Genomic DNA, 26,725 nt, shown 5'->3' with positions numbered 1-26,725 from the left:
ACGTGTCATAGTGGATTCCATGACATCCACTTTGCCCGTGCTGCTGCTGTTTATCGGTCTCCTATTGGGCGCCGTTCTGGGATGGTTGGCCCACTCTCATTCCGCTTCCCGCTCCGCGCCGAGCGAGGAGCACCGGGCGCTGCAAGAATCCCAGCGCCGCCAGGCCGAGCTGCAACCGCTGGAAAAGGCCATGGATAGGCTTGGATTCCAGCTCCAAGAATTGGAAGAAGATCGCACCGCCCACTTGGCCTCCCTGTCCAGCCAAGTGCAGGCGGTGACCCGCACCTCGTCCCGGCTAACAGAGCGCACGGATCAGCTCGTTACGGCTCTACGCTCACCCAATGTGCGCGGGCGGTGGGGCGAGATTCAGCTAGAGCGCGTCGTCGAACTCGGCGGCATGAGACGGCACGTGGACTTCGATTCCCAAGTCTCTGCCCCCTTAAATGGCCGCATCGTGCGCCCAGATATGCTCATCAACTTGGCCGGTGGCAGGCATATCATCGTCGATGCCAAGGTTCCGTTCTCTTCATACCTCGATGCGCTAGAAACCGACGATCCAGAAGAACACGCCGGCTACCTGCGCCGCCACGCGCATCAGCTGCGCAGTCACATCCAGGCGCTATCCCACAAAGACTATATTGAGGCCTTCCAACCCACCCCGGAATTCGTGGTGCTCTTCGTACCCGCGGATCCTTTCCTCGATGCTGCGTTATCGGTCGATCCTGAGCTCATCGAGTTCGGTTTTGAACGCAACGTCGTCATCGCGACCCCGAGCTCACTCTTCGCGCTCTTGCGCACGGTAGCTATGGGGTGGCACCAGGAAGATATTTCCGCCAAGGCAAAAGAAGTCCAACGCTTGGGACGTGAGCTCTATTCGCGTCTCAATACCCTTTCGGAGCACTATGGCAAGGTGGGCCAAGGACTCGAAAAGGCAGTAGAAGCCTATAATTCCACGCTCTCCTCGCTTGATTCGCGCGTGGGCGTGACCGCCCGCAAGCTGCACGAAATGGAGATTCCCGGCCGTACGAACAGAGCGCCGCGCGAGCCCTCCCCCATTGATACGTGGCCGCGCGGGACAAATTCTTCTTAAAATCTAGGCAGTTTTACTGCGTGGATATAGCCATTGGCCCGCGCCAGACGGTAGGATTTTGCGACGTGTCACTAGCCAAACAACGAAAGCCTACCGCCGCGCAAAGCCTGAGCATGCCGAGCATCTCGCTGCTGAAGGGCCTTGGACTATTGGCGGCACTTTTGCTCACCGGCGCATTGATTTCCATTCTTGTCGGCTCCATAGGCTGGATGTACTTTGCCTTTCTCATCATCAGCTCCCTGCTCATAGCGCTCATCGTTGAGGAGCGAGGATTATTCCTGTCCATCGCGTCCATCCCCATTTTGTACGCGGTAACCGTGGTGACGGCGGGAATCTTCATCACCAAGTCCAATGCTCCGGAAGGCACCAGTTTTTCTAAAACGTCCCTGCTGACCTCCGTGTATCCGCTGGTCCAGAACTTCCTGTGGTTGCTTATCGCGGTTCTCGGCGCGACCGCAATCGGCGTCTTGCGCTGGATGCGCTTCCGCAAGGCCGCCCAACGCGCTGTGAATCAGCAAAAGGTCGCGCGGCGCGCGGACATGAAGCGGGATCGCCAGAACCGCGCTGAACGGCTTTCCGTGGCGGAACTCATGGCGCGCAATAGATCCGAAAACCCGCAGGCCCCCTCTCCACGCGCCTCCCGCCGCAGATCACACGCACAGGCGCAACCTCCGCGGAAGCCGCAGGACCGCATCCGTGGCCGCGACCGAGAAGAGCGCCGTCGCGAGCAACAGGCGGAACGCGAAAATCGCTTGCAACCGGATCCGCACCGGCGCGCAGGGGACGTGATACCACCGGCTCCCGAACCAGATCTCGCTTCCTCGACAAAAGACACTGCCAAGAAACAGCGTTGGGACGATAACCTCTACGAATAAACTAAACCGTGAGCCCCGGCACTCTTTAAGAGGCCACCAGGCTCACGGTTGTTGTCGTTTTAGGCGTTGCAGCGCTAGGTGCGGGCAGGACGCAGATCGCGCGGCAGCGCGAAAGTAATGGATTCGGTGGAGGTGGTCACTTGCTCCACGTCATTAAAGCCGCGCTCATCCAAGTATTCGAGCACCTCGCGCACAAGAAGTTCTGGCACGGAGGCGCCACAGGTCACGCCAACGGTCTCTACGCCGTCTAGCCACGATTCATCGATCTCGTCGGCAAAATCCACCAAGTGGGAGTCGCGTGAACCCGCCTCGAGCGCGACTTCTACGAGGCGCACGGAGTTGGACGAGTTCTTAGACCCCACCACGATCATAAGATCGCACTTCGGTGCAATGGCTTTGACGGACTCTTGCCGGTTTTGAGTGGCGTAGCAGATATCATCTGACGGCGGGTTTTCTAGGTGCGGAAAACGCTCGCGCAGCTTATTGACGATGACAACGGTCTCATCCACCGAGAGTGTGGTCTGCGAAAGCCAGATGAGTTTCTCATCCTGCAGGTAGTCTGGCAGCTTGTCCACGCCGTCGACGCCATCGACCAGATGCGTAACATCGGGGGCCTCGCCCGCGGTGCCTTCTACCTCCTCGTGGCCTTCGTGGCCCACGAGGAGGATGTGGTAACCATCGCGCTCGAAACGCTGGGCTTCCTTGTGCACCTTAGTCACCAAGGGGCAGGTAGCGTCCAAGGTCAATTGCTTGCGCTCCTGTGCCTGATTGCGCACCGCCGGGGAGATGCCGTGGGCGGAAAAGACGAGGTGAGCACCCTCCGGGGCCTCGGCGGCCTCTTCAACGAAGATGACTCCGCGCTTGGCCAAAGATTCAACGACATAACGGTTGTGGACGATTTGCTTGCGCACATAAATGGGTGCGCCGTATTTTTCTAGCGCCTTTTCTACGGTCTCGACGGCGCGGTCCACTCCAGCGCAGTAACCGCGCGGTGCCGCGAGGAGAACATTTTTACCATCAGTCATGCCTCCCAGAGTATCGAAAGGTAAAGCAAAACAATAGTAAGGGCTATCCAGCAGGGAAAGCGCCCATCTAGGCCACCCAAGCGGGGCGCCACGTGCCTTGAGCACCTACACTAAAGGGCACCGTATGGCGCTGTAGATGGAAAGGGTGGCTGCGTGAATCAACCGGCAAATACTCCAGAGACCCCGTGGCCCGTGGGCCAGGTCAATGACCAGGTGAAGGGATGGATCGAGCGCCTTGGATACCTGTGGGTGGAAGGCCAATTAACGCAGATCAATTACAAGCCCACCTGGAAGCTGTCCTACCTCACCCTGCGCGATGTGCAGCAGGAAAAGTCGGTGCAATTGACCTGCTCTTCCTCAATGCTGCACAACTTGCCCACGCCGCTAAAAGACGGCGACCGCGTCATCGTGCACGGCAAACCCGCCTTTTATGCCGGCCGCGGATCCTTTTCCCTGTGGACCACGGAGATTCGGCACGTGGGCATCGGCGATTTATTGGCGCGCATCGAAAAGCTGCGCGCGCAGCTTGCCGCAGAAGGCCTCTTTGATCCCGCGCGCAAGCGCCCGCTTCCCTACCTCCCGCAGAAAATCGGCCTGATTACCGGCCGCGGTTCTGCCGCCGAGCGCGATGTCGTGGCGGTAGCCCGCGACAGGTGGCCGGCCGTGCAATTCCGCGTCATTAATACCGCTGTTCAGGGGGCGAATACCGTCCCCGAGGTGATTTCCGCCTTGCAGGAGCTCGACGGCGATGCGGAGATCGATGTCATCATCATCGCCCGCGGTGGCGGTTCCGTCGAAGATCTCCTTCCCTTTTCTGAAGAAGCCCTGCAACGCGCCGTCGTGGCCGCCAGCACCCCGGTGGTCTCCGCGATTGGCCACGAGCCGGATAGTCCGGTGCTCGATAACGTCGCAGATCTGCGCGCGGCTACCCCGACGGACGCCGCCAAGCGCGTGGTCCCGTCGGTGGCAGAGGAACGCGCGGTCATCGCTGAGGCGCGATCCCGCATGGCGGCGGCCTTGCGCGGCTGGGTAGAACGCGAGCGCCGTGGATTGGATAATATCCGCTCGCGCCCAGTGCTGGCCGATCCGATGACGCCAATCCGCGCTCGGCGCGAAGAGGTCGAGCGCATGCGCACGAGCATGCGCCGCGAACTGCGGGTGCTCTTAGACCGTGAGACCCGGCACGTGGAGTCCCTTCGCGCGCGGGTTTCTGCTTTAGGTCCTTCGGCGACGCTTGCCCGTGGGTATTCTATTGTCCAGGTCTTGCCCAAAGATGGCAGCGATCCGGAGGTCGTTAGCTCTTATGAGCAATCACCGCCCGGCGCGCAATTGCGCATTCGCGTGGGCGATGGTTCCATCACCGCCGTGTCCATGGCCTCCCAGGCCGCCGATTAGCCAGAAATAGTAGGAGAATGCTGATGTCAGATGAAACCATTGGTTCCGGCCAGCCAGGCCAAGATGCCTTTACTCCCGTAGAGGAATTGAGCTACGAACAGGCGCGCGATGAGCTCATTGAAACTGTCAAGATTTTAGAGCTCGGCCAAATGGGCCTGGACGAGTCCCTGAAATACTGGGAGCGCGGCGAGGCGCTTGCTCGCACGTGCGAGTCCCACTTGGATGGCGCCTCCAAGCGGGTGGAGGATGCCCTTGAAAAGGCGGAACACAGCGAGCAGCAGGCTGAGGAGGGTGAAGAGTAATGCAGATTTATGGTTACCCGGGAAGGCGGATTGATTTCGTCTCCAAATCGGCATCGGCAGGCTCCATCATGGGCGGCGATTCCCGCGCGCTGGTAGAGGAATTTTTCGGGCCGGCGCATACCAGCACCCAGGTTTCGGCCACAGAAGAGGAATTGAGTTACTTTTCCCGGTCCATCGTGCTGCTGCTTGCCGATGCCAAAGTGGTCCAAGTCTCCATCTACCCGCGCCGTTCCCAGCGCGAGCGCGTGGACGTCTACCTAGAAAAGACGCGTTTGAGCGGGCTGGATGCCGCTGCCTTGGACGAAGCCACCGGTGACACTGAGGGAATCACAGTGGAAGCGGACGCCGAGGGGCTCAGCGAGGTTACTTTCCGCTTATAGGTTTGGCCTCGATAAAGGCCTCGGTGGCGGCGGCGAATTCTTCATCGGGGGCTGCACCGGAGATGATGAGGCGGGCATCGCCCAAGTCGGCGATCCACAAGCGGCGCACAGAATCGTCGTCACTTGCCAGCACGCGCACCTGATGGCCGGCTACCTCGCGCATTGAGTTCAGCCCGCGATAGTTAGCGTCGTATTTTTCGCCCGCCTCTTCTGCAGAAACCTGGGTTTGGGTGGATTCCACGTAGTTTCCATCCGCGGTAAGCCAGCTGACGACGGTGACTGTGTCGCCGCCTAGCTGCGAACGGCGGGCCGCATTGGCCTGCCAGCCTTCGGGCATCTGGGGATCTCGGATAGCACCAATACCGGCGCGAGCCTGCGTATCCAGGAAGGTCTCCTCGTCTACCTCTTGAACTGGGCCTTGCTCTGTTTCCGGATTCACCGAGCAAAGCCCCGTCGCGCCCACCACGAGCAACATCATGACCACCACTACGGAAAGGGACAAAATGATGTCGCGAGCGCCTTCGAAAATCTTCGGTCTTTGTTCTGCAGCCACGCGCCTTAGTATCGCATGAGCCACCGTGAAAGTGCCACATGCCTCCCGCGTGCGCACATTCGCGCCGATAATGCTGCCTAGAGAAAGGAAAAACCCCGCAAAAGGGGCCCCAAATCGGACCTATTGACGCCAAAAAGTGCCAGAATAGGACAAGTAGAACACTAATCGCGTGGGAATTACCCCCACGGTGAGAAAACATGGAAGGCAACCACTACACATGTCCGAAAATACTTCTTATTTGCCCGACCGTAACTTGGCCATGGAGCTGGTGCGCGTGACCGAAGCCGCCGCCTTGGCCTCTGGCCGCTGGGTTGGTCGTGGCATGAAGAATGAGGGCGATGGCGCGGCAGTCGATGCCATGCGCAAACTGATTAACTCCGTGGCGATGAAGGGCGTTGTCGTCATTGGTGAGGGCGAAAAGGATGAGGCCCCGATGCTCTTCAACGGTGAAGAGGTCGGCACGGGCGAAGGCGCGGCGATGGACATTGCTGTGGACCCGGTAGATGGCACGCGATTGATGGCCGAGGGCCGCCCCAATGCCATTTCCGTAATCGCCGCCGCAGAGCGCGGCACCATGTATGACCCATCTGCGGTCTTCTACATGGAAAAGATCGCCGTGGGCCCAGAAGCCGTCGGATCCATCGATATCAACCAGTCCGTGCAATGGAATATCGAGTCCGTGGCCAAGGCAAAGGGCCTGCGCACCGCCGATATCACCGTGGTGGTATTGGACCGCCCGCGCCACGAAAAGCTCATCCAGGAGATCCGCGAGGCAGGCGCAAAGGTGCGCCTCATTATGGATGGCGATGTGGCAGGTGCCATCGCCGCCTGCCAGGATTCCAACTCCATCGACATAATGATGGGCATTGGAGGTACCCCTGAGGGCATCATCACCGCCTGCGCCATGCGGTGCATGGGTGGCGAGATCCAGGGCAAGCTGTGGCCGAAGGATGAAGAAGAAGCAGAAAAGGCCCGCGCTGCCGGACACGACTTGGATAAGGTCTTGGGCACCAATGATTTGGTTTCGTCGAAGAACTGCTACTTCGCCGCTACCGGCGTGACCAATGGTGACATGCTGCGCGGTGTTTCCTACCGCAATAATGGTGCCTCCACCCGTTCGCTGGTCATGCGTTCCAAGTCCGGCACCATTCGCTACGTCGATTCCTTCCACAAGCTGGCTAAACTGCAGGAATACTCAGTGGTGGACTACTCGGACCCCACCAAGAACTAAACCTCACCCCCAAATGGCGGGGCAGGCTCGGGCTTTTCACCCACTGACTTTTAGCTTTTCGCCATACTGGGGGTAGGTGCACACAATCAATCAACCGAGGTGATTCTCATGACCGAATACCGTACCGAACATGACACTATGGGCGAGGTTAAAGTTCCCGCTGATGCCCTGTGGCGCGCACAGACCCAGCGCGCGGTAAACAATTTCCCTATTTCCGGCCGCGGCTTGGAAGATGCGCAGATTCGTGCGCTTGGCCTGCTCAAGGCTGCATGCGCACAGGTCAACAAGGACTCCGGCAGCCTGGATGCAGAAAAGGCAGACGCCATTATCGCCGCCGCACAGGAAATCGCGGATGGCAAGCACAACGATGCCTTCCCCATCGACGTATTCCAGACCGGCTCCGGCACCTCTTCCAATATGAACACCAACGAGGTCATCGCCTCCTTGGTGCATAAGCAAGGCGTAGAGGTTCACCCGAACGATGACGTCAACATGGGCCAGTCCTCCAATGACACCTTCCCCACCGCCACCCACGTGGCGGCTACGGAAGCGGCTGTCAATGACCTCATTCCGGGCCTAAAGGTCCTGCACGAGTCCTTGACTAAGAAGGCGAAGGAATTCGCGGACGTCGTCAAGGCCGGGCGCACCCACCTCATGGACGCCACCCCAATCACCTTGGGCCAGGAGTTCAGCGGCTACGCCCGCCAGGTGGAGCTCGGCATCGAGCGCATCGAGGCTACCCTCCCGCGCTTGGGAGAGCTCGCCATCGGTGGTACCGCCACCGGCACCGGCCTGAATACCTCCGCTGATTTCGGCGGCAAGGTGACCGAGGAGCTCAAGAAGCTCACCGGCGTTGAGAACCTGAAGGAAGCAGAAAACCACTTCGAGGCACAGGCTAACCGCGACGGCCTCGTAGAATTTTCCGGCGCCATGCGCTCGGTGGCCGTATCCTTCAACAAGATTGCCAATGACCTGCGTATGCTGGGCTCCGGCCCACTGACCGGCCTGGCAGAAATCCACCTGAAGGACCTGCAGCCTGGTTCCTCCATCATGCCGGGCAAGGTCAACCCGGTTATCCCTGAGGCGGTTACCATGGTGGCCGGCCAAGTTGTGGGCAATGACGCAGCCGTTGCCTTCGGCGGCGCGCAGGGACAGTTCGAGCTCAACGTCTTCATCCCGATGATGGCGCGCAACGTGCTCGAGTCCGCTCGCCTGCTGGCCAACTCCGCCCGCGTCTTTGCTGAGAAGTGCGTCGACCACATCGAGGCCAACGAGGAGCGAATGAAGCACTTCGCGGAGTCCTCCACCTCCATCGTGACCCCGCTGAACTCCGCCATCGGCTACGAGAATGCCGCCAAGGCCGCAAAACACGCCCTCAATGAGAAGATCACCGTCCGCCAGGCCGTAATCGACTTGGGCTTTGTTGACGGCGAGAACCTCACCGAGGAAGAGCTGGACAAGCGCTTGGACGTATTGAGCATGACCAACCGCGAGCGCGACAATATCTAACCTCAGCCGCCTTTAGCGCTGCAACCCCGCTCGGAAATCGCTTCTGAGCGGGGTTTTGCATGCCCGGGAACATGACCGGGTACGGGAAGTGCGCGCAAAGAAAAGGGGCATCGGCAAGCACATGCCGTGACTTGCGCCATAAATTCAGCGTACACATCTACAAAATCACTCATTTTGCACTTGGTGCAAGTTTGCACCGAGTGTAAAGTTGCATTCTGTGCAAGAAGAACTATCACTACGCGAGCAGAAACGCCTAGAAACACGGCTACGCATTGAGGATGCCGCCACCGAACTGGTGGATAAGCATTCCTTTGGCGAGGTCACTATTGAAGAGATCTGCGAACTAGCCGGTATTTCTCGGCGCACATTTTTTAATTATTTCGATTCGAAGGAATCCGCCGTGCTCGGGGCACCAAGCGCTGACTTCACCGCGGAAATGCGCGAGTATTTCCTCCACGAGCCCACCACCAACATCATGGAGCTCGTCCTTAACCTGGTGGAGCAGCACATGGAGGGCCATCACGTTAATCCCACGATTCGGGAGCGACGCAAGCGCATTGCTAATGACCCGGAGGCGGCCGCCGCCTCCATTAGTCGCAAGCGGGCGAAATCCATCGAGCTTATTGGACTCATTGAGGAGCGCCTTGACCGGGAACCGGAACTGCGCATCCTGGAGGGTCATTCCACGGCAACGGAGGCCATGGTCATCGCCGGTGTGGTCCGCGAGGCCCTGTGGCTTTCCATCGCCGCCCCCGATAGCGATTGCAGCGACGCCCTGAGTTCGCGTCTGAATGATTCACTGACTTTGATTAATGATGTTATGAAAGGAATCCGATGGTAGATACAGTCGAAAAGGCTCCTGCGCAGGGCCAGTCGCGGGCGGATAACCTGGGGCTCATCTTCTCTGCGCTGGTGCTCACCATGTTGATGAGCTCGCTGGGCCAGATGATTTTCTCTTCCGCTTTGCCAACGATTGTTGGTGAGCTTGGCGGCGTTGACCACATGAGCTGGGTCATCTCCGCATTCCTGGTCACCATGACCATCGCCATGCCGATTTCCGGCAAGCTGGGTGACATGCTGGGCCGCAAGTGGCTCTACATTGGCGGCATCGCCGTCTTCGTCGTGGGCTCCGCCATCGGCGGTTTCGCCGATTCCATGACGGTGCTCATCATCGCCCGCGCCGTGCAAGGCTTCGGCGCCGGGTTCATGATGATCTCCTCGCAGTCCATCATCGCCGAGGTCACCTCCTCCCGCGAGCGTGGCAAGTTCATGGGCATTATGGGCGGTGTCTTCGGCCTGTCCTCCGTCCTTGGCCCCGTCTTGGGCGGCTGGTTTACTGATGGCCCCGGCTGGCGCTGGGGCATGTGGATGAATATCCCGCTCGGCCTGCTGGCCATGGTGGTCTGCATCCTGGTGCTCAACCTGCGCGTGGGCCAGGCCGATATGAAGCGCTTTGACTGGCTCGGCGCCACCTTCATCGCCATTACCACCGCTTCCCTAATCCTCATGACCACCTGGGGCGGCACCGAGTACGACTGGGATTCCTCCATGATCCTCACCCTCGGCGCCATCACCCTCGTCGGCGCGATCATTACCACCATCGTGGAATTGCGCGCTGCCGAGCCGCTCATCCCGGTTCGCCTCTTCAAGAACCGCAACATGGCCCTAACCACCCTGTCCGGCGTCATCTTGGGTCTGGCCATGTTCGGCGTGCTGGGCTATATGCCCACCTACCTGCAGATGGTCCACACCCTATCGCCCACCAACGCTGGCCTGATGATGATTCCAATGATGGTTGGCCTTATCGGCACCTCCACCGGAGTTGGCTTCATCATCGCCCGCACCGGCCGCTACAAGATCTACCCCTCATCGGCCTAGCCATTACCGCAGGCGCCCTGTTCTGGATGTCCCGCCTCTCGGTAGACACCTCGCTCACACAGCTCGGCTTCGAGTTCCTCGCCTTCGGCATCGGCCTGGGCATGGTCATGCAGGTGCTCGTGCTCATCGTCCAGAACTCTTTCCCACTGTCTCAGGTGGGCACGGCCACCGCGGCGAATAACTTCTTCCGCCAGATCGGTTCTGCCCTGGGCGCTTCCCTGGTCGGTTCCATGTTCATCAACAACATGCAGGATGAGATGGCCAACCGCCTGCCGCGGGCCATCCAGCAGCTGGGCCCCGAGGGCGCGGCCTATGCTGAAAAGTTTAATAACGCCAATGGCAATGCCAATAGCCTCACCCCGGATATGGTTTCTTCCCTGCCAGAGCCCCTCGAGCAGGCGATCCTCAATTCCTATAACGATGGCCTCACCCCGGTCATCGCGCTGATGGTCCCGCTCGTCATCATCGCCCTGATCGTCCTGCTTCCCCTGCGCGAAGAGCGCCTGAAGGAGACGATCGATTAGGGGAGCTGCATGCGCTGCGCGATAGCCTGCTGCTTGCCGATGCCCCCATCGAGTCCGCCCTCGGCTACCCACCCGGCGGCCTCGCGAAGTAGAAAACGACTAAAGGCCGTAGCGGCCGAGATTATTAATTCCCTCGGCATCGCTACGGCCTTCGTGGTTACTAGGCACAGTGTATTTAGCGGTTCTTTTCCTCCGGCTTGGGGAGCAGGAGCTCGTAGACATCGGTATCGCGCCACTGACCGGCCAACTCGCCATAGGTCATCTTGGCCATGTGGGAGTAGGTGCCGACCTTTTCAAAGCCGCGGGACTTGTGCAGGCCCGCAGAGCCTTCATTTTCCGGGAAAATCCAGGAGTGGATGGCCCACTTGTGCAGATCCTTGCACACCTCAATGAGGCAATCGAGCAAGGCCCCGGCGATGCCACGGCCTTGGGCATCAGATCCCAAGTAGATGGAATCCTCCACCACGCCGTGGAAGACGGTGCGCGATGAAATCGGGGCGGCCGAAACCCACCCCAATACCTTGGAATCATCGTCCGCCTCAACGGCTACGTGCACCGAAGCCATGATTTTGGAGTTCGTAAACTCCTCATAGGTCAAGGAACGGGTCTCATAGGTGGCATGGCCGGTTTGCAGGCCCTGCTCGTAGATCTCCCGCATCTGCGGGTAATCGGCCGACGTGAAAGGCCGGATACGGAAATCCTTTTTCTTTTCGTCCGCAGACGTCTGCTTGGCGTTCTCGCTCATAGGCACCATTATTACTGGTCTTAGGTGATTTTTGCCATATAAATTTGATTAAATTCGCTGTCTGCGAACACGCTTTCATCTCTCCCTTAATCATTGCCCTCCAATAGATCCGTTACTAGCTCCGCAATGGCAGAGCGCTCCGATCGCTGAAGGGTAATGTGCGAGAAAAGCTCATGGCCCTTGAGCTTTTCGATGACCGCCTGTACCCCATCGTGGCGGCCCACCCGCAGGTTATCGCGCTGGGCAACGTCATGGGTGAGCACTACTCGCGAGCCTTCCCCCAAGCGCGAGAGCACGGTAAGCAAAACATTGCGCTCCAGCGACTGCGCCTCGTCCACGATAACGAAGGCATCGTGCAAAGAACGGCCGCGAATATGGGTTAGGGGCAGGACCTCGATGAGCCCGCGTTCGTGGATCTCCTCCAGCACGTTGTCAGAGACTAAGCCTTCCAAGGTGTCATAGACCGCTTGGGCCCACGGGTTCATCTTCTCTGACTCAGAGCCCGGCAGGTAACCCAGCGACTGCCCGCCGACGGCGTACATCGGCCGAAAGACCACGATGCGGCGATGTTCACCGCGCTCTAAGACCGCCTCCAAGCCGGCGCATAAGGCCAGCGCGGATTTGCCGGTGCCTGCCCTACCACCGATGGACACGATGCCGACTTCCGGATCCAACAGGAGATCGAGGGCGATGCGCTGTTCCGCCGAACGCCCCTGCAGGCCAAAGGCATTTCGATCGCCGCGCACCAGGCGCACCGCCCCGTCCGGCAGAATGCGGCCCAGGGCAGATTGCGCGCCGCCGACCAAGGTGATGCCGCAGTGCACCGGCAAGTCTTCCACTGGGGTGTCATCGTCCGTGACGACCCCATCGAGCAGCACTTCCCCATCGCTGTAGAGGGCATCGATGACATCCGTGGTGGTATAGGCGGTGGCCATACCGGAGTACCCGGTCAAAATGACGTCCTGAGCGTGATATTCATCGGCCTGCACGCCCACGGCGCCAGCCTTAACGCGCAGCGGCACGTCCTTGGTAACAAGAACCGTGTCCTTGCCTTCGTGTGCCAGGTTCAAGGCGCAGGCCAAGATGCGGTGGTCTCCTTCCGGCCCGCGGAATGCGGCCGGCAAGAGCGATTGGTCTTGGTGGTTGAGCTCTACCCGCAAGGTACCGCCGTCCACGTTGACCGGAACGGGCTGGTCGAGCGCCTCATAGGTAGCGCGCAGCTCTTCCAAAAAGCGAAGAGCTTGGCGGGCGAACCAGCCAAGCTCTGGGTGATGACGTTTTCCTTCCAATTCAGAGATAACCACGACGGGAAGGACGACCTCGTGTTCGGCAAATTTTCGCAGCGCCCACGGGTCAGATAATAAAACCGAGGTATCAAGCACGTAGGTCTTGGTAGCGACGTCATTTTCCGTGGTGCCTAGTGCAGTAGAAAGTACAGAGGGGCGAGTCATGATGGCAGGAATCTTCCTTTGTAAAGCGGTAGAAAGCTGTTCTTCCTTGTCTGCCCCCTAGAGCCGCTAGTGCTGCGAACTCTTAGGGGCTGCCACCCAACCTAAGCACCCAAGGTTGAAATCACATGGGTGGAAGATGAACTTTAAGAAAACGACAGATCCCTGCGGGAAAGCCGCAGGGATCGTGGCGAGAGGTAATCGACGCGCCGCGTGGGCAGGGCGCCGACTTTTAGCTTTTAGGCGTTGATATCGGCCGCGAAGGTGCCGTCTTCACCCTCAGTCCAGGAGATGGTGCCGTTGCTAAACTCCTGGGTCCAGCCGTTCGCCTCGACTGCGTCAGCCTCTGGCTTGGTAGGCAGGCCAACGGAGGAAGCGAGTCCACCCTCGTTTACCCAGGTTTCAGCAATCTTGCCGATGACCGGCTGCGCACCAGTCTCCTCAGAGTATGCCAAGTACTTGCCACCCTCGAAGGTAGCCAGGGTGCCTTCATCGGAGGACTCTATGCTCTGCACGTCGCCCCACTCGGCCTGCTTTTCCTCGATGGCAGCTGCAAGATCAGCGGGAACTTCTTCTTCGCCATGTGCAGTGGTGATGGTCTGGGTTTCGCCCTTGGCGCCCTCTGCATCACCGTCCTTGGAGCCGGTTGCCTCTTCGGCGGCGGAACCAGCGGCGTCGGTGGCATCGGATGCGGCAGAGCCGGCAGCATCCGAGGCGTCTGCGGCTACGGAGCCAGCGCTATCCTTAGCGTCATCGGCGGCGTCCTCTGCGTCCGAGCATGCAACGAGAGCAACGGAAAGGGTTGCGGCCGCGAAGCCACCTGCAATACGACGAGTCATCTTGCGCATTTCTGGATCTACCTTTCGATTTTCAGCTGAAAAATTAGTTCGTTGTAGGTTTAAGCCGCCATTGTGGCGAGCGCAGCCAACGGTATACCCCAAATGCACTTCCTTGCCACCGTGTGCAACGGGGTTAGCGCGGATCAACCCTCATATCATCGTCGTTTGCGCTGCTTAGGGCACTTCTTTTGTTTCTGTAACGGATTGTTAACAATCCTTCGAGACTGTTTGGCTTTAGCTTTTTCACGGGCGGTGCGCTTCGGCTTTTCCTGCCTGGAGGAGCGAGCGGTGCGGCCCTTAGCGATGCCCACAAAGTCCTGGATGGCCTCGCCATCCTCCGCCTTCCGCCAAACCAAGGCAATTTCCGTCACCGGCACGCCGCTATCCTTGAGCGCGAGCGGAACCACCTGTTTCTTGCTGAGGATTTTTAATAGCGGCAGCGGTGCGATGGCGATGCCCACATTGGCCGCGACCACCTGCAGGGCCTCTCGTACGGCGGCGATATCGACCTCGCCGGCATCGGTGAGGCGGTAGTTGAGGTGCTCATCGGAGACATCGGCAAGCGCAAGCGCCTCACCCACCTCCGCATAGACCGAGTCTTTTGGAACCGCAAGGCCGGGGGCCTCCTCATAAAGGCGCACCACGTGGAAAGAGTCATCCACCCGCGGATCCGGCAGGCGCGTTAGCGCCAGATCCACGTGACCTGCGAGCAATTCTGCCATGCTGTCATCCGCATCGACGGTGGATAAACCGCCGTGGGCAGTATTGTCCTGAAATCTCTGAAACCATTTTCCAGGTTCCGTACCGGTCACAAAGGCTAAGCGCAGCATGGAGCACAGTCTACTGAAAGTGCTACGGTTAAACCGTGAGTGAACAACATAACCAACAGCAACCGTCCGGTACCGCGATGCGCGCGCAGACCGCCGCTAAGAAGCTGAATATCTATCTGCCCGCCGCGCCTGAAGAATTTCAAAATAGCGCGGTCAGCCACGAGGAACTGCGTGAGCTGCAGCACAATCCCCCGCAGTGGCTGCAAACGCTGCGCCGCGAAGGCCCCCACCCCCGGCAAGAAGTTGCCCACAAACTGGGCATTTCCGTTACCGCGCTAAAGAAGAACGACATGGATAAGCCGCTGACCACCGCGGAAATCAGCGAGCTTTTGGAAAAGCAGCCGGAGTGGCTGCAGCAAGCCCGCGCCACGCTGGCGCAGGCTCGCGGCCACGACGTTCACAAGGACGCCGCAGAGGATGCTTTAGAAGATAAGGACTAAACCAGCTTCCAGTCCTCGAGGCCCTCATACAGCGGGTAGTCCTCCGCGATCTTGTCGACGCGCCGGCGAAGTGCCTCGACATCGGCGTTATTGCCCTGCGCCAAGGCGGTACCGATGACATCGGCAACCTCGGTGAAGGCTTCCGCATCGAGGCCACGGGTGGCCAGGGCGGAGGTGCCGATGCGCAGGCCCGAGGTGACCATCGGCGGACGAGGATCGTTCGGGACCGCATTGCGGTTGACGGTGATTCCTACCTGGTGCAGGAGGTCTTCTGCCTGCTGACCATCGAGCTGCGAGTTGCGCAGATCGACCAAGACGAGGTGGACATCGGTGCCGCCGGACACAACGTCCACGCCAGCTGCCTGAGTGTCTTCTGCCAAGAGGCGATCGGCCAGAATGCGGGCGCCCTCAAGGGTGCGCTCCTGCCGCTCCTTGAATTCCTCGCTGGCCGCAATCTTCATGGAAATGGCCTTTGCCGCCACCGCGTGCATCAGCGGTCCACCCTGCTGACCCGGGAAGACGTTGGAGTTCAGCTTCTTTGCGTACTCCTGCTTGGCCAAGATCATGCCGGAGCGCGGACCGCCCAAGGTCTTGTGCACGGTGGTGGAGACGATATCGGCGTGCTCGACAGGGTTCGGGTGCAGGCCCGCGGCAACCAAGCCCGCGAAGTGGGCCATATCAACCCACAGGTAAGCGCCCACCTCATCGGCGATTTCGCGGAAGGCCGCGAAATCCAGGGTGCGCGGGTAAGCGGACCAACCGCCGATGATAACCTTTGGCTTCTCCTTAAGTGCCTGCTCGCGCAGCTTATCCATGTCCACGCGCATGGTCTCTGGGTCCACGCCATAAGCTGCGACATCGTAAAGCTTGCCGGAGAAGTTCAGCTTCATGCCGTGGGTCAGGTGTCCACCGTGGGCCAAGGACAGGCCGAGGATCTTATCGCCCGGTTCCGCGATGCTGGACAGGACTGCGGCATTAGCCTGCGCGCCGGAGTGCGGCTGCACGTTGGCAAATTCCGCGTTGAAGAGCGCCTTCGCGCGGTCGCGGGCAAGATCCTCAACGACGTCGACGTGCTCGCAGCCGCCATAGTAACGACGCCCTGGGTAGCCCTCGGCGTACTTATTGGTCAGGACAGAGCCCTGTGCCTGCAAGACGGCGCGCGGCACGAAGTTTTCAGACGCGATCATTTCCAGGGTTTCGCGCTGGCGGGAAATTTCTCCCTGGATAGCACCGAAAACATCTGGGTCAAGATCGCGCAGGTCAGTATTAAAAGAAGCCATAAAAGACTAGTCCTCTTCTCGGTAGGAAGCAGTATGAACTATTACATATCATAACCTTTCGGCTACCTTACAGGGGGCAAATTTTTCATTCCCTTATCGCCGCGTGCGACAATTAAGTTATGGCGCGCAACCTGGATTCAAGCCCCTACCTCGACTTTGACCGTGAAACCTGGCGTGAACTCCGCAAATCCATGCCGCAGGTGCTGACAGAAAACGAGCTAGAAGAGCTACGCGGCATCGGCGACCGCATTGATTTGGACGAGGTGGCAGACGTCTACCTCCCCCTCTCCCGCCTTATCCACATGCAGGTCACCGCCCGGCAGCAGCTCACCGCCGCCACCGAGGCCTTCTTGGGCAACCCACCCACGCACGTGCCCTTCGTCATCGGCGTGGGCGGTTCCGTGGCCGTGGGTAAATCCACCACCGCCCGCCTCCTCCAAGTGCTCCTACAGCGATGGGACTCTCACCCGAAGGTGGACCTAGTGACCACGGACGGGTTTCTCTTTCCCACCCAAACGCTTAAAGACCGCGGACTGATGAAGCGCAAGGGTTTCCCCGAATCCTATGACCGCCGTGCACTTATGCGCTTTGTTACCGACGTCAAATCCGGAAAACCCGTGGTCAAAGCGCCGCTGTATTCGCATATTACCTATGACATCGTCAAAGATCGCTATCAAGAGGTCAATCAGCCGGATATCTTGATTTTGGAAGGCCTCAACGTCCTCCAGACCAGCCCCACCTTAACCATCGCGGATCTATTTGATTTCTCCGTCTACGTCGACGCCCGCACGGACGATATTGAACAGTGGTACATCGACCGCTTCCTCACGCTGCGCCACACCGAATTCCGCCGGCCCAATGCCCACTTCGCTGCTTATGCCGATATGAACGACGAGCAGGCGCGCGCCCAGGCCCGCGAGATTTGGCAATCCATTAACCTGCCAAACTTGGTGGAAAATATCCTACCCACCCGCGTGCGCGCATCGCTGGTATTGAAGAAGGGATCGCATCACCTGGTTGAACAGGTCCGCATGCGAAAAATCTAGCCGCTACTTACCAAAGCGGCGCGAACGCTGCGAATAATCACGCAGCGCGCGCAGGAAATCTACCTTCCGGAACGCCGGCCAATAGGTATCGGTGAACCAGATTTCTGAATAGGCCGCTTGCCACAGCAGGAATCCGGAAAGACGCTGCTCGCCGGAGGTGCGGATCACCAAGTCTGGGTCCGGCAGGCCCTTGGTATATAGGTGTTCCGTGATCGAGTCTGCGGTGACTCGGTCCGCCATCTCGGCAGCGCTGGTGCCCTTTTCAGCCTCGCTGCGCACCAGCTTCTGAACGGCATCAACGATTTCTTGGCGCCCACCGTAGCCCACAGCCACATTGACGATGACCCCTTGGTTATCCTTGGTTTCCTCGGCGGCATCGACCATGCGCTGTGTTACCGGCGCGGGCAACAACCCTAAGTTACCCACAAGACGAACCTGGCAATCCAGATCTCCCTGGGACAGATGCGTGACCACATCAGAGATGATGTCAAAAAGTAGCTGCACTTCCTGCTGGCTGCGCTTCAAGTTCTCCGTGGATAAGAGGTAGATGGTGACTACCTCAATATCGGTATCGCGGCACCACGCGATCATCTCTCCAATTTTCTTCGCCCCTTGGCGGTGGCCGTGGCTAATATCTGTAAACCCGGCTTCCCGCGCCCAGCGGCGGTTGCCGTCAGCCATGATCGCCACGTGCTTCGGCTGCGGTCTGCCCTTGATAAGCCGCACGAGGCGTGCTTCATACAAGGGGTACATCAGCCGCTTGAGAAATGTCACGTTGATTACTCCAGCCGCTTAGAAAATCGACTTCTTGCGGTTATCGTAAAGGCCAGCTTCCTTGAGCGCCGCATCCACTGCTTCTTCGTCGAATGGATCGATTCCGTGGTCTTCAGCGAACATGGTGCGCCGACGGAAGCGCGAATAGCGGCGGTGGAAGTTCCAGCCCGCTACCAGCACGGCAACGCCCAAGATGGCCAAGATGAGCAGTCCGATGGGCGAGGCTTTGCCAAACTCGGGCCCCATTGGCCCACCCTCAGCACCTTCTGTGCCTTGCGCAAGGACAGTGACATCGTGCGCAGCCAAGAAAAGGGAGTCATAGACGCTCATGCTTTAAGTCTCCTCGTTCTTTTCAATGCCCGCAAATAAATCATTTTCCGGCAGCGACGTCGATACTCGGGTCTTAGCTAATTCAAACTCTTCTGTAGGCCACAGACGCTGTTGAACCTCCACGGAGGTGGCCAAGAATGCGCCCGCAGGATCGATCTGCGTCGCGTGCGCCCGCAGCGCATCGTCGCGGTTTTGGAAGTAATCGGCGCACTCCACCTGCGTGGTAACGCGAGCCATGATATCGCCAAAAGCCGTATCCCAGCGCGCCAGCATAGGACCATACGGGCTGGGTTTGCCCTCCTCAAGGAGGAGATCGTGGAACATCTTCATGCGCTGGTACACAAAGCCATGCGAGTAGTACAGCTTCAGCGGCTCCCAGGGCTCGCCCAATTCTGGGTGGTAGTCAGGGTCACCGGCTTTTTCCCACGCAATCATAGATGCTCGGTGGACCATGAGGTGGTCTGGGTGCGGGTAGCCGCCATTTTCGTCATAGGTAATGATGACCTGCGGGCGGAACGAGCGAATAACGCGCACCATTTCCTGGGCCGCCGCATCATCACCCATCAGGGCAAAGCAGCCTTCCGGCAAAAGGTCTTCCATGCTCTTGCCTTCCTCAGGATCCGGCAGGCCGGAATCAACGTGGCCTAACCACTGGTGTTGGACCCCAAGCGCGCGGGCTGCCTTAGCCATTTCCTCGCGGCGTACCTCAGCCATGTTTTCCTTAACGCCAGGACGGTCCATAGCCGGGTTAATAATGTCACCGCGTTCACCACCGGTGCAGGTCAGCACCATTACATCCGCACCTTCTGCAGCGTAACGGGCCGTAGTCGCAGCACCCTTAGAGGATTCATCGTCCGGGTGTGCGTGGATTGCTAGGAGGCGAAAGTCGCTCACTGAAAATCCATCCCCTTTAAAACTAGCTTTTAGAACAGATCACTATCTTAGTAGATAATGGGAAAATGGTACTCCTCGGTTAAAGTAGGGCTATGACTTCCGCCGGAAATTCTCGCTCCGCCGCGCGCTACGGCTCGCGCGATAAATCACAAAAGAACTCTGGTAGCTGGACCAATAAGGCGCTGGTGTTGATTTTCGCCGCCATGCTCGTCACCCTTCTTTATTACGGTTTCCAGTATTTTCGGGAAAAAGAATCCGTCAATGCTCAGATCTCTATGGTCACCCAGGAGGTTCTCAGTGATGACACCACGCGCGTCTGGGTCGATGTGACCCGCAATCACACCGATGAAGACGCCTATTGCATCGTGCAGGCCTACGATTACTCCAAATCCGAGGTAGGCCGCCGCGAATTTGCCGTTCCCGCCGGCGGAAAAGAAACGCATCGCATTGCCGTCGATGTCCCCACCAATGCCCGCGCCGTCGCCGGTGGCGCCTATGGCTGCTCCGGCAATATCCCGGATTACCTGGATATGGACAACCCCGACTACGCGGAAAGTCGCTAGCTCCATGTGCTAGGATTTGTACAGCCTAGAACTGGGCATTTGCCTGGTTGCATACTTAACTTCGGTCCCGCCACCATCGCGGGGCTTTGACCACTATTCCACAGCACGGAAGGTTTTAGAATGGCTGAGCAGCAAAAGCAGTACATCACCCCAGAAACCAAGGCAAAGCTCGAGACCGAGCTGCAGGAGCTTATCGATCACCGCCCTGAGGTTGCAGCGGAAATCAATGAGCGCCGCGAAGAGGGCGACCTGAAAGAAAACGCCGGCTACGATGCCGCCCGCGAGATGCAGGACCAGGAAGAGGCCCGCATCAAGCAGATTTCTGAGCTGCTGGCTAACTCCACCACCGAGCGTGGCACCATGCAGGAGGGCGTTGCCTACACCGGCAGCGTCGTTCACGTGTACTACAACGGCAACAAGGACGATAAGGAAACCTTCCTCATCGGCACCCGCGCTGCTGCGACCGATAACAAGGACTTGGAGACCTACTCCGAGCAGTCCCCGCTGGGCGCCGCCATCATCGGCGCACAGGAGGGTGAAACCCGCGAGTACTCCGCACCAAATGGTAAGACCATCTCAGTAACCATCGAGTCGGCCGCCCCGTACGATTCCGCCAAGGCTGCCACCCCGCGCGAGTCCTAATTCCCTCCATCTACCCCACTACCGCCTTCACTACTCTGGAGAAAGAGCACATCCCCATGAAGAAATTCTCCCGTTTCGCTACCGCTGGATTAGTATTTGCCGCCGGCCTTTCCTTGGCCGCATGCCACCCGCCGAATCAGCAAGATTCTGAATCCGGCAAGATCGACAATGCATCGACCTTTACCGGCGAAGCACCGGCGCAGAAGGATGCCGAGACGTCCTCGTCTGCTGCCACCACCGAGACCGAAGTGGATCCGGAGGGCCTGCAAAACGGGGTCGAGGAACCTGAGCAGCAGCCAAAGGCCACCGCGACGCAACTGCCGCAATAAAAGAAGTGGGCTGAAGGATTATTTCCTTCAGCCCTTTTTCTTTCCACAATTCACTGGCTAGGATTCTCGCGCCCAATTGCCGATGACCCCAGGCACGACCGCCGGCGGCTCGCCCAACAGATCCCGCTTATTCGGATCGCGCTCCACCTGCGTGGTTACCGCCTTCACCCGGTTCTTGTCATTTCCCTGACCCCGCGTTCCCATCATCGGCGCAAGGGCGCGCATGCCAGCGGCCGGTCTCCCGGCACCGGTTTTAGCACCGGTACTATTGGCGGCGCCTCCCCCGCGCACCACAGCTTCACGCGCAGCGCCCCTTTCTAGGTGTCCGCGGCTACCGTTACCGCCGCTGCTATTGCCAGCAGCTTCACCTGCGGCCCGAGGAAGCGCGCCTCCCACGCCGCGGGCGCCGACACCCTCACCGGCACCGCCGCGCATTCCTACTCCGCCGCGCGCAGCAGTTCCGCCAGCTCCCAAACCTGGGGCGGAATTTACGAGTGCACCCATATTTCCACCTGCCCCAGAACCAGGCCTTCCGCCCGTACCGATGGCCCCGCTGCCGAGCCCGGCCAGCGAATTGAATCCGCCACCACGAAGCGCACCAGTGTTTCCACGTCCAGTTCGCCCGCCGACGCCAGGACCACCTGCTGCACCGGCAATACCGGTTCCTGTGCCGACCCCGGATCCGGCTCCGTTACCAGAACCAGTTCCACGTCCAACACCAAGCGGTGCTCCCATCCCGGTAGAACCGAGTCCGCCGCTACCGCTGCCAGCTCCAGCACCAATACCCGAGGTACCGGGAGCGGCACCTGCCGTTGGCATAGATCCTAAGTGGCCATGCGATGCCGTCGCCCCAGGAAGTGAGGCCCCACTGGTTGCGATATCGCGACCGCTGATATCTATACCGTCGCCCACGCCTAGCTCAGAAAGCGCCCTTCTGCCATCTGCATGCAATTGCTCCTGGAACGCGGCAGTTTCCTCAGGAGTCATGCCGACGGATTCCAAATCGTGGACCGTACCATTAGCCACGTCGAAGTTTCCCGGGCCCACATCGCCGCGAGCAATAGCTTCCTGAATTGCACGCGGCCAGACGACGTTGTCGGTGTTATATTTCTGGCCATCGCCCTCCACACCTGACAAGCCAGCATCTACGCCGCCGCCTCCGGATGCCGGCGACTGTTCCATCAGCGGATGTTGATTAGGCATGGCGTCGATGGCAAACCTCTGGAGATCCGGCTGCAGCTTTGCCAACGCCGCCTTCTCTGCAATTTTTCGCTTCGCTGGATCAGGGATTTTCATAATATCCATCGCCATGGCCATCGCCGAAGGCTGAATCATCATCAACCGCGAGTGGAACCCAGTAAGCTTTTCTCCCATTGCTGCGGCATTGGCCACAAAGTGTTTCCCGGAGGCTGCCACTTCCCTAATCTTCGCCGCCGCCCGCGACGTGGTTTCGCTGTCATTCTCACTTTCCAAGGAGCCTGCGGCTTCTTCAAGACCGCTCACGATCTCCCGAACCTCAGAACCTAACGACGCCCAACGCGCATTAGCTTCAGACACACTCCAAATCTGCGTTGACATCAAGTCCGTTGCCAACTTGGTAATCGACGTGCCGACGTTAACTACCGGAGGAGTAAAGGCGAAGGGGCTATACCCCGGCTCCGGCTGATCCATAATCGGCATTGATTCAACGCCAATCTCACCACCCGCATCAGCGATATCCATCGCCCTACTATTTGCAGTTTCTTGGGCTTCAAAGCCTCGAGCTTCTCGGGCAAGAGCCTGCGACAACCATTCGACTTGCGAGGCATAGTCCAGGAGCGTCCCTTTAGCCGACCCCGGGTCGGTGGTAAGTGTCCTTTCGTGCACACCCCCTACGTGATCAATTCCCGACACATTCGAAAAGCCCGAATTAAGAGGGCTATTTACTCGGTCCTTTAGTGACTGAGCTCGACGGTATAGATCAGATATTATGCTGGTATTTCGTTGTAGATTTTTGACACTAACAAGCATGTTTCCCCCAAAACACGACTATTGTTTGAGATTAGTAATGAGTTCAGCAACCAATTGACATCTCTTCATTGCACTTGACTGTGGTGTGACATCATTTATGCCGACGGTAATCGTTCCTCGGCTGGTAGAAAGATATCCATTACACTGGGAATCTTTAAAAAGCTCAGAGTTAAATAGGTGAATACCTTCGATATCTGCTGTTTCATCTTTTTGTCGAAGATCTTCATTTAACTCTAGCCCATCAATAGCAGTTGAATCGCTAGCTGCAGAGACTAGAATGCTTTCAGAAAAATTCCTCCCATTCGATGCAAAATTGCAAAAATAGTGCCCCGGCTCTTTTCGATAATCGAGTATTCGTGGTTCTAAACCAATTTCCTCCAGCCTGTCCGGCGGAATTTCCGTACATGGATCGAATAGCTCGAAATCTGGATCAGCAGGATCAAATTCTCCCGGTGGCGGTAGTGCCCCGGAATCCTCATCTCCCGTGGCGCCGGTCTCCCCCCGAAGACCGGCGCCGGCCCTCGAATGCTCGCCTTCGGGGTGTTCCGAATCCCCCGGATTGTCTTCCACATCATCCCCCTGGCTCCCGTTGGCATTACCCGCGCCATCGACCGAACTAGTGCCATCAGTTTCTGCCGTCATCGCGGCATCTTCTGATGCGCTCTTCGAGCCGACTTCCGCAGCGCAGCCACTCAGCGTGACCGAGCTGACTACCAGCGCTGCTACGGTTGCCTGACGTTTCACAACAATCCTTCGGTTACTCCTTTTAGACGAGCTGGAACGAGAAGAAAATAGAGGAGAGAACTCTCTACCTTCCGGTTTCCCGTTCCCGCCACATAGCATGCATGAATCGTGCAAGAATTTCTCGTTGAGAGCGCAAATTAGTCAATATTTAACTATCTCATTATCCTCATTCGCCACATTTAAATCTTTTCAAATGGTGAAATTAACTGCTCATTGACTGTCTTTGACCTGAAAGCCCGCTCCTACCCGCTTAAAACCTAAAGAACGGCTTAATACCCCCTGAATTACCCCAATAATTACACGCCCGTAAGCCAAAGGAAAACACAAAAATGGCCCGCACCGAAGTGCGGGCCGAAAGCGTAGAGAGGCTTAGTTGCGCTGAACGTAGCTCAACAGGCGAAGGATTTCGGTGTAGAGCCAGACCAAGGTCACGGCCAAGCCAAGGGCTACGCCCCATGCCTGCTTGGCAGGAGCGCCGGCACGGATAAGGCGGTCTGCTTGGTCAAAGTCGGTCAGGAAGGACAGAGCAGCCAAGACAATGCAGACCAAGGAGAAGATGATGGCGAGGGGGCCACCATCGCGCAGCGGGTTGAAGTCGAAGAAGATGGCGCCCAAGAAGTTAGCGAGAGCCATTACCGCGACACCTGCAATGAGGCCGACCAAAATCTTAGTGAACTTTGGAGTGACCTTTACTGCACCGGTCTTGTAGACAATGAGCATGCCGATGAACACGCCGATGGTGCCAACGATTGCCTGGCCGATCAGCGCCATGCCATTAGAACCACCGATGGTGCTGTTAGCGAAGACGAAGGAGAATCCACCAACGAAAAGGCCTTCGAATACCGCATAGATGAGGGTCGCAGCCGGGGAACCCCACTTACGACCAAAGGAGGCCACCAGTACGGTGATGAATCCGCCGATGCCGCCGACCAGCATAAGCATCATCGCGGTGCCTGGGTTCATGGTGCCTAGGTAGAAGTTGATAGCAGCGGCCACGATAATAACGCCGAGGGTGATGCCCGTCTTGGTGACGACGTCATCCACGGTCATGGGGCGAGGGGCTTCGCTCGCGTAGCCGGGGTTCTGCTGCTGGTTAGTTTCAGTCAGCGAGGTCATAACCGGATTGCTTGAACGCACGGTTGTCCTTTCTCAGTGATGTACGAATCATCTTTCTCATGGAGATCAACGTCATCACGCCCCACAAAGTTCCTCATTTAGAATAATTTGTTCAAGATTCCAAGAAATTTATTACTGAACAGGTCTCTCCTGACGCGCGACGCTATTTAGTACCGGTAGGGCGGTATCGAGTACCGACCGGTGCGGATATCGGGTACCGGGGGTAGTTTTTAGGCACTCTTTAGTGGACGGCCCACGCAGTGTGTACGCGTGGGTCGCGTTCACGTGGAAGGAGTGATGGTGGTGACGGATTACCGTGCCATCATGTTTGCCTTGGTTGCCGGGAATCGTTCCTGGAACCAGATTCGAGCCGATTTAGGGGTCTCGAAGTCGACGATTGATAAGGCCAGTCGCGTTGTAAGGGACCATCGACTCGATGCTCGTGGGATTGCTGGATTGTCGAATGCCCAGTTAGAGGAGCTATTTCCGGATAACCGGCGTCGCAACGATGCGGAGTTCCTCGCACCGGATTTCAAAAAGGTTGCTGAGCGGATGGTCTCTGGCAAGCGCGTGACGTTGAAAGTCGCGCACGCCAAGTACCTGGAGTTCCCTGTTGGTACTGGTCAGCGTCATTATTCGTATCGACAGTACTGTTCGCTGTTTGAGCATTATGTCGATGTTCATCAGCTGTCAGCGCCACTGAATCACGATCCCGGTGACGAGCTCATGGTGGACTGGTCGGGCGATGGAATGGTCGTTGTGGATCCTGTCTCAGGCCAGCGGGTTACCGCGCACTTGTTTGTAGCTTCATTGCCGCACTCAGGGATGATGCATGTATCGGCGTGGCCGGATCAAAAAATGCGGTCGTGGCTTTTAGCCCACCGTGCGGCTTTGGAGTATTTCGGTGGTTGTCCGCTGCGGTTGATCCCGGATAACGCGCTCACAGCCACGCAACAGATTTCCTGTGGGCTGCGGGGGCGTATCCCGGTTGCGGAGTATTCTACATTTGCCGATTTCTATCAGATAGGTATTACTGCGGCGAAAGGCTACCGGCCGCGGTATAAGGCGAATGTTGAAAAGGCCGTGGATATTGCCCAGCAATGGTGCGTGGAATACCTCGACGACCAGGAGTTCTACAGTTTCGACATGCTCAATAAGGCCCTCGAGGACCAAAGCGATTTCATCAACGATCGCCGTCCCTTCCGCGGGCAGGATATCTCTCGTCGCCAGTTGTTTGAAGACCATGAGCAACAGCTGCTGCGCCCATTGCCCGACCGGCGGTGGTCGTGGTCGCGGTGGAAGAAGTCCAAGGTCGCAATGAACTACCACATCCGGATCGCCAATCACTGGTATTCAGTGCCGTGGAAGCTAGCGGGCAAGTTCGTCGACGTGCAACTTTTTGATGACTATCTGGATGTCTTCTACGACGGTGAGATTGTTGCTTCACATCGTATTGCCCCTGCTAATTATGGCTACTCCACCTTGGATGAGCATGTCCCCGACAACCATAAGGACTTAAACACCCAGTGGAACCGGCAACGCTTGGAAGACTGGGCGAAAAGTATTGGGACCGCGACAGCACAGCTCATCGGCCAGATGTTTAACGCTCGTAAAGTCGAAGCCCAAGCATATTCTAGCGTTCTGGGCGTACTGAACCTATCGAAGGATTACTCCCGAATCGAACTCGAACAAGCCTGTGGTCAGCTGTTATCGCGCAAAGCAGTCCCCAGCGTCAACAAAGTAGCCCAAGAGCTCAAGGATCTAAAACAGGCCGCAGCACAGGCGTATTTGCCCACCGATGTACCACTGTCGACGGCCATCGACACTACGCGTGCGCACCGCCAACAGCCCACGGCGGACACGCCGGACTCTGTGTCGCATGTACGCGGGGCCGGGGCGTTTGCCTTCACTGATAAAGAATGGAAGGTATAGC

At 58.2% G+C, this 26,725-nt stretch carries 28 protein-coding genes and 1 pseudogene; 15 read left to right on the top strand and 14 right to left on the bottom strand.

Translation table 11 applies throughout. From position 1 onward, the window contains the following. The first annotated feature begins 19 nt into the window (after window positions 1–19). Together ACLI1O_RS04475 and ACLI1O_RS04470 are read left to right on the top strand one after the other, a co-directional pair. The gene (locus ACLI1O_RS04475; RefSeq protein WP_411706977.1) at window positions 20–1,090 is read left to right on the top strand and encodes a DNA recombination protein RmuC; all 1,071 of its coding nucleotides are present in this window, start codon (window positions 20–22) and stop codon (window positions 1,088–1,090) included. Window positions 1,091–1,155: 65 nt separating this feature from the next. Beyond that, complete coding sequence (locus tag ACLI1O_RS04470) at window positions 1,156–1,965, top strand: DUF6542 domain-containing protein (RefSeq protein ID WP_239267939.1); 810 nt, start codon at window positions 1,156–1,158, stop codon at window positions 1,963–1,965. Between the two features lie 74 nt (window positions 1,966–2,039). Here ACLI1O_RS04470 and ACLI1O_RS04465 read toward each other — a convergent pair whose 3' ends face one another. Further along, a complete protein-coding gene (locus ACLI1O_RS04465) occupies window positions 2,040–2,990 on the bottom strand; it encodes a 4-hydroxy-3-methylbut-2-enyl diphosphate reductase (RefSeq protein ID WP_239267941.1) in 951 nt (316 codons plus the stop codon). Between the two features lie 153 nt (window positions 2,991–3,143). Between ACLI1O_RS04465 and xseA the strand changes: the two genes are divergently transcribed. Genes xseA through ACLI1O_RS04450 form a run of 3 tightly spaced genes read left to right on the top strand, consistent with a single transcriptional unit; the run spans window position 3,144 to window position 5,067 of the window. Further along, a complete protein-coding gene (gene xseA / locus ACLI1O_RS04460; RefSeq protein ID WP_239267942.1) occupies window positions 3,144–4,385 on the top strand; it encodes an exodeoxyribonuclease VII large subunit in 1,242 nt (413 codons plus the stop codon). A 23-nt stretch (window positions 4,386–4,408) separates the two neighbouring features. Further along, window positions 4,409–4,687 (top strand): exodeoxyribonuclease VII small subunit, encoded by a 279-nt coding sequence (locus tag ACLI1O_RS04455; protein ID WP_023026190.1) that lies wholly within the window; start codon window positions 4,409–4,411, stop codon window positions 4,685–4,687. Next, window positions 4,687–5,067, top strand: coding sequence for a hypothetical protein (locus tag ACLI1O_RS04450; RefSeq protein ID WP_239267944.1), 381 nt, complete (start codon window positions 4,687–4,689; stop codon window positions 5,065–5,067). The genes ACLI1O_RS04455 and ACLI1O_RS04450 overlap by 1 nt, the downstream gene beginning before the upstream one ends. Here ACLI1O_RS04450 and ACLI1O_RS04445 read toward each other — a convergent pair. Continuing rightward, a complete protein-coding gene (locus ACLI1O_RS04445; RefSeq protein WP_239267945.1) occupies window positions 5,051–5,620 on the bottom strand; it encodes a DUF4245 domain-containing protein in 570 nt (189 codons plus the stop codon). The two genes, ACLI1O_RS04450 and ACLI1O_RS04445, sit on opposite strands and share 17 nt — an antisense overlap. Window positions 5,621–5,837: 217 nt before the next feature. Here ACLI1O_RS04445 and glpX point away from each other — a divergent pair, with 217 nt between their 5' ends. The 4 genes and pseudogenes from glpX (at window position 5,838) to ACLI1O_RS04425 (ending at window position 10,762) form a co-directional block, all read left to right on the top strand. Continuing rightward, window positions 5,838–6,851, top strand: coding sequence for a class II fructose-bisphosphatase (gene glpX / locus ACLI1O_RS04440; protein WP_239267947.1), 1,014 nt, complete (start codon window positions 5,838–5,840; stop codon window positions 6,849–6,851). Window positions 6,852–6,959: 108 nt separating this feature from the next. After that, window positions 6,960–8,360 carry a class II fumarate hydratase gene (locus tag ACLI1O_RS04435; RefSeq protein ID WP_239267949.1) on the top strand — a complete coding sequence of 467 codons (1,401 nt, stop codon included), beginning with the start codon at window positions 6,960–6,962 and terminating at the stop codon, window positions 8,358–8,360. A 217-nt stretch (window positions 8,361–8,577) separates the two neighbouring features. Further along, a complete protein-coding gene (locus tag ACLI1O_RS04430; RefSeq protein ID WP_239267951.1) occupies window positions 8,578–9,201 on the top strand; it encodes a TetR/AcrR family transcriptional regulator in 624 nt (207 codons plus the stop codon). Next, window positions 9,195–10,762: pseudogene (locus tag ACLI1O_RS04425) on the top strand (MDR family MFS transporter). The gene ACLI1O_RS04430 and the pseudogene ACLI1O_RS04425 overlap by 7 nt, the downstream one beginning before the upstream one ends. Here ACLI1O_RS04425 and ACLI1O_RS04420 read toward each other — a convergent pair. The 5 genes from ACLI1O_RS04420 to ACLI1O_RS04400 form a co-directional block, all read right to left on the bottom strand. Next, a complete protein-coding gene (locus tag ACLI1O_RS04420; RefSeq protein WP_239267955.1) occupies window positions 10,759–10,902 on the bottom strand; it encodes a hypothetical protein in 144 nt (47 codons plus the stop codon). The pseudogene ACLI1O_RS04425 and the gene ACLI1O_RS04420 sit on opposite strands and share 4 nt — an antisense overlap. A 35-nt stretch (window positions 10,903–10,937) precedes the next feature. After that, on the bottom strand, window positions 10,938–11,516 hold the full coding sequence (locus tag ACLI1O_RS04415; protein ID WP_005280037.1) for a GNAT family N-acetyltransferase: 579 nt from the start codon (window positions 11,514–11,516) through the stop codon (window positions 10,938–10,940). Window positions 11,517–11,593: 77 nt separating this feature from the next. Next, the gene (locus ACLI1O_RS04410; RefSeq protein ID WP_239267957.1) at window positions 11,594–12,958 is read right to left on the bottom strand and encodes a PhoH family protein; all 1,365 of its coding nucleotides are present in this window, start codon (window positions 12,956–12,958) and stop codon (window positions 11,594–11,596) included. 236 nt (window positions 12,959–13,194) lie between these two features. Next, window positions 13,195–13,803, bottom strand: coding sequence for an LGFP repeat-containing protein (locus ACLI1O_RS04405; RefSeq protein ID WP_239267958.1), 609 nt, complete (start codon window positions 13,801–13,803; stop codon window positions 13,195–13,197). Window positions 13,804–13,949: 146 nt separating this feature from the next. Beyond that, window positions 13,950–14,624: a LysR family transcriptional regulator substrate-binding protein gene (locus tag ACLI1O_RS04400; protein WP_239275742.1), complete on the bottom strand. Its 675-nt coding sequence runs from the start codon at window positions 14,622–14,624 to the stop codon at window positions 13,950–13,952. Between the two features lie 77 nt (window positions 14,625–14,701). On the opposite strand from ACLI1O_RS04400, the gene ACLI1O_RS04395 reads away from it, so the two are divergent. Then, a complete protein-coding gene (locus ACLI1O_RS04395; RefSeq protein WP_239267993.1) occupies window positions 14,702–15,064 on the top strand; it encodes a DUF5997 family protein in 363 nt (120 codons plus the stop codon). Here the strand turns inward: ACLI1O_RS04395 and glyA are convergent. Then, window positions 15,061–16,344, bottom strand: a complete 1,284-nt coding sequence (glyA, locus tag ACLI1O_RS04390) for a serine hydroxymethyltransferase (RefSeq protein WP_005282107.1) — start codon at window positions 16,342–16,344, stop codon at window positions 15,061–15,063. The genes ACLI1O_RS04395 and glyA overlap by 4 nt on opposite strands. Before the next feature lie 119 nt (window positions 16,345–16,463). On the opposite strand from glyA, the gene coaA reads away from it, so the two are divergent. Further along, a complete protein-coding gene (gene coaA, locus ACLI1O_RS04385) occupies window positions 16,464–17,390 on the top strand; it encodes a type I pantothenate kinase (protein ID WP_239267962.1) in 927 nt (308 codons plus the stop codon). 3 nt (window positions 17,391–17,393) lie between these two features. On the opposite strand, the gene ACLI1O_RS04380 is transcribed toward coaA, so the two are convergent. The 3 genes from ACLI1O_RS04380 to mca are packed head-to-tail and all read right to left on the bottom strand — an operon-like array spanning window position 17,394 to window position 19,388. Then, window positions 17,394–18,164, bottom strand: a complete 771-nt coding sequence (locus tag ACLI1O_RS04380; RefSeq protein ID WP_284771501.1) for an isoprenyl transferase — start codon at window positions 18,162–18,164, stop codon at window positions 17,394–17,396. A gap of 18 nt (window positions 18,165–18,182) precedes the next feature. Further along, the gene (locus tag ACLI1O_RS04375) at window positions 18,183–18,494 is read right to left on the bottom strand and encodes a hypothetical protein (RefSeq protein ID WP_239267964.1); all 312 of its coding nucleotides are present in this window, start codon (window positions 18,492–18,494) and stop codon (window positions 18,183–18,185) included. A gap of 3 nt (window positions 18,495–18,497) precedes the next feature. Beyond that, on the bottom strand, window positions 18,498–19,388 hold the full coding sequence (gene mca, locus ACLI1O_RS04370) for a mycothiol conjugate amidase Mca (protein ID WP_239267966.1): 891 nt from the start codon (window positions 19,386–19,388) through the stop codon (window positions 18,498–18,500). Window positions 19,389–19,480: 92 nt separating this feature from the next. Between mca and ACLI1O_RS04365 the strand changes: the two genes are divergently transcribed. From ACLI1O_RS04365 to ACLI1O_RS04355, 3 genes are all read left to right on the top strand, one after another. Next, on the top strand, window positions 19,481–19,951 hold the full coding sequence (locus tag ACLI1O_RS04365) for a DUF4307 domain-containing protein (RefSeq protein WP_239267968.1): 471 nt from the start codon (window positions 19,481–19,483) through the stop codon (window positions 19,949–19,951). Between the two features lie 120 nt (window positions 19,952–20,071). Next, window positions 20,072–20,593 carry a transcription elongation factor GreA gene (gene greA, locus ACLI1O_RS04360; protein ID WP_005280026.1) on the top strand — a complete coding sequence of 174 codons (522 nt, stop codon included), beginning with the start codon at window positions 20,072–20,074 and terminating at the stop codon, window positions 20,591–20,593. Between the two features lie 56 nt (window positions 20,594–20,649). Continuing rightward, window positions 20,650–20,922: a thiamine biosynthesis protein X gene (locus ACLI1O_RS04355; protein ID WP_239267970.1), complete on the top strand. Its 273-nt coding sequence runs from the start codon at window positions 20,650–20,652 to the stop codon at window positions 20,920–20,922. Window positions 20,923–20,979: 57 nt separating this feature from the next. Here ACLI1O_RS04355 and ACLI1O_RS04350 read toward each other — a convergent pair whose 3' ends face one another. From ACLI1O_RS04350 to ACLI1O_RS04340, 3 genes are all read right to left on the bottom strand, one after another. Further along, window positions 20,980–22,644, bottom strand: a complete 1,665-nt coding sequence (locus ACLI1O_RS04350; RefSeq protein ID WP_239267972.1) for a hypothetical protein — start codon at window positions 22,642–22,644, stop codon at window positions 20,980–20,982. Window positions 22,645–22,950: 306 nt separating this feature from the next. Further along, window positions 22,951–23,676 carry a DUF3558 domain-containing protein gene (locus ACLI1O_RS04345; RefSeq protein ID WP_239267974.1) on the bottom strand — a complete coding sequence of 242 codons (726 nt, stop codon included), beginning with the start codon at window positions 23,674–23,676 and terminating at the stop codon, window positions 22,951–22,953. Window positions 23,677–24,045: 369 nt separating this feature from the next. Then, window positions 24,046–24,792: a Bax inhibitor-1/YccA family membrane protein gene (locus ACLI1O_RS04340; protein WP_255716968.1), complete on the bottom strand. Its 747-nt coding sequence runs from the start codon at window positions 24,790–24,792 to the stop codon at window positions 24,046–24,048. 297 nt (window positions 24,793–25,089) lie between these two features. Here ACLI1O_RS04340 and istA point away from each other — a divergent pair, with 297 nt between their 5' ends. Next, window positions 25,090–26,724, top strand: coding sequence for an IS21 family transposase (istA, locus tag ACLI1O_RS04335; protein WP_239270169.1), 1,635 nt, complete (start codon window positions 25,090–25,092; stop codon window positions 26,722–26,724). The last annotated feature ends 1 nt before the right edge of the window (window position 26,725 follow it).

This window comes from Corynebacterium sp. LaCa78 (assembly GCF_046717505.1).
Classification (GTDB): Bacteria; Actinomycetota; Actinomycetes; order Mycobacteriales; family Mycobacteriaceae; genus Corynebacterium.
The sequence above is the reverse complement of the archived record's forward strand: the minus strand, read 5'-3'. Positions and strand labels throughout refer to the sequence as shown.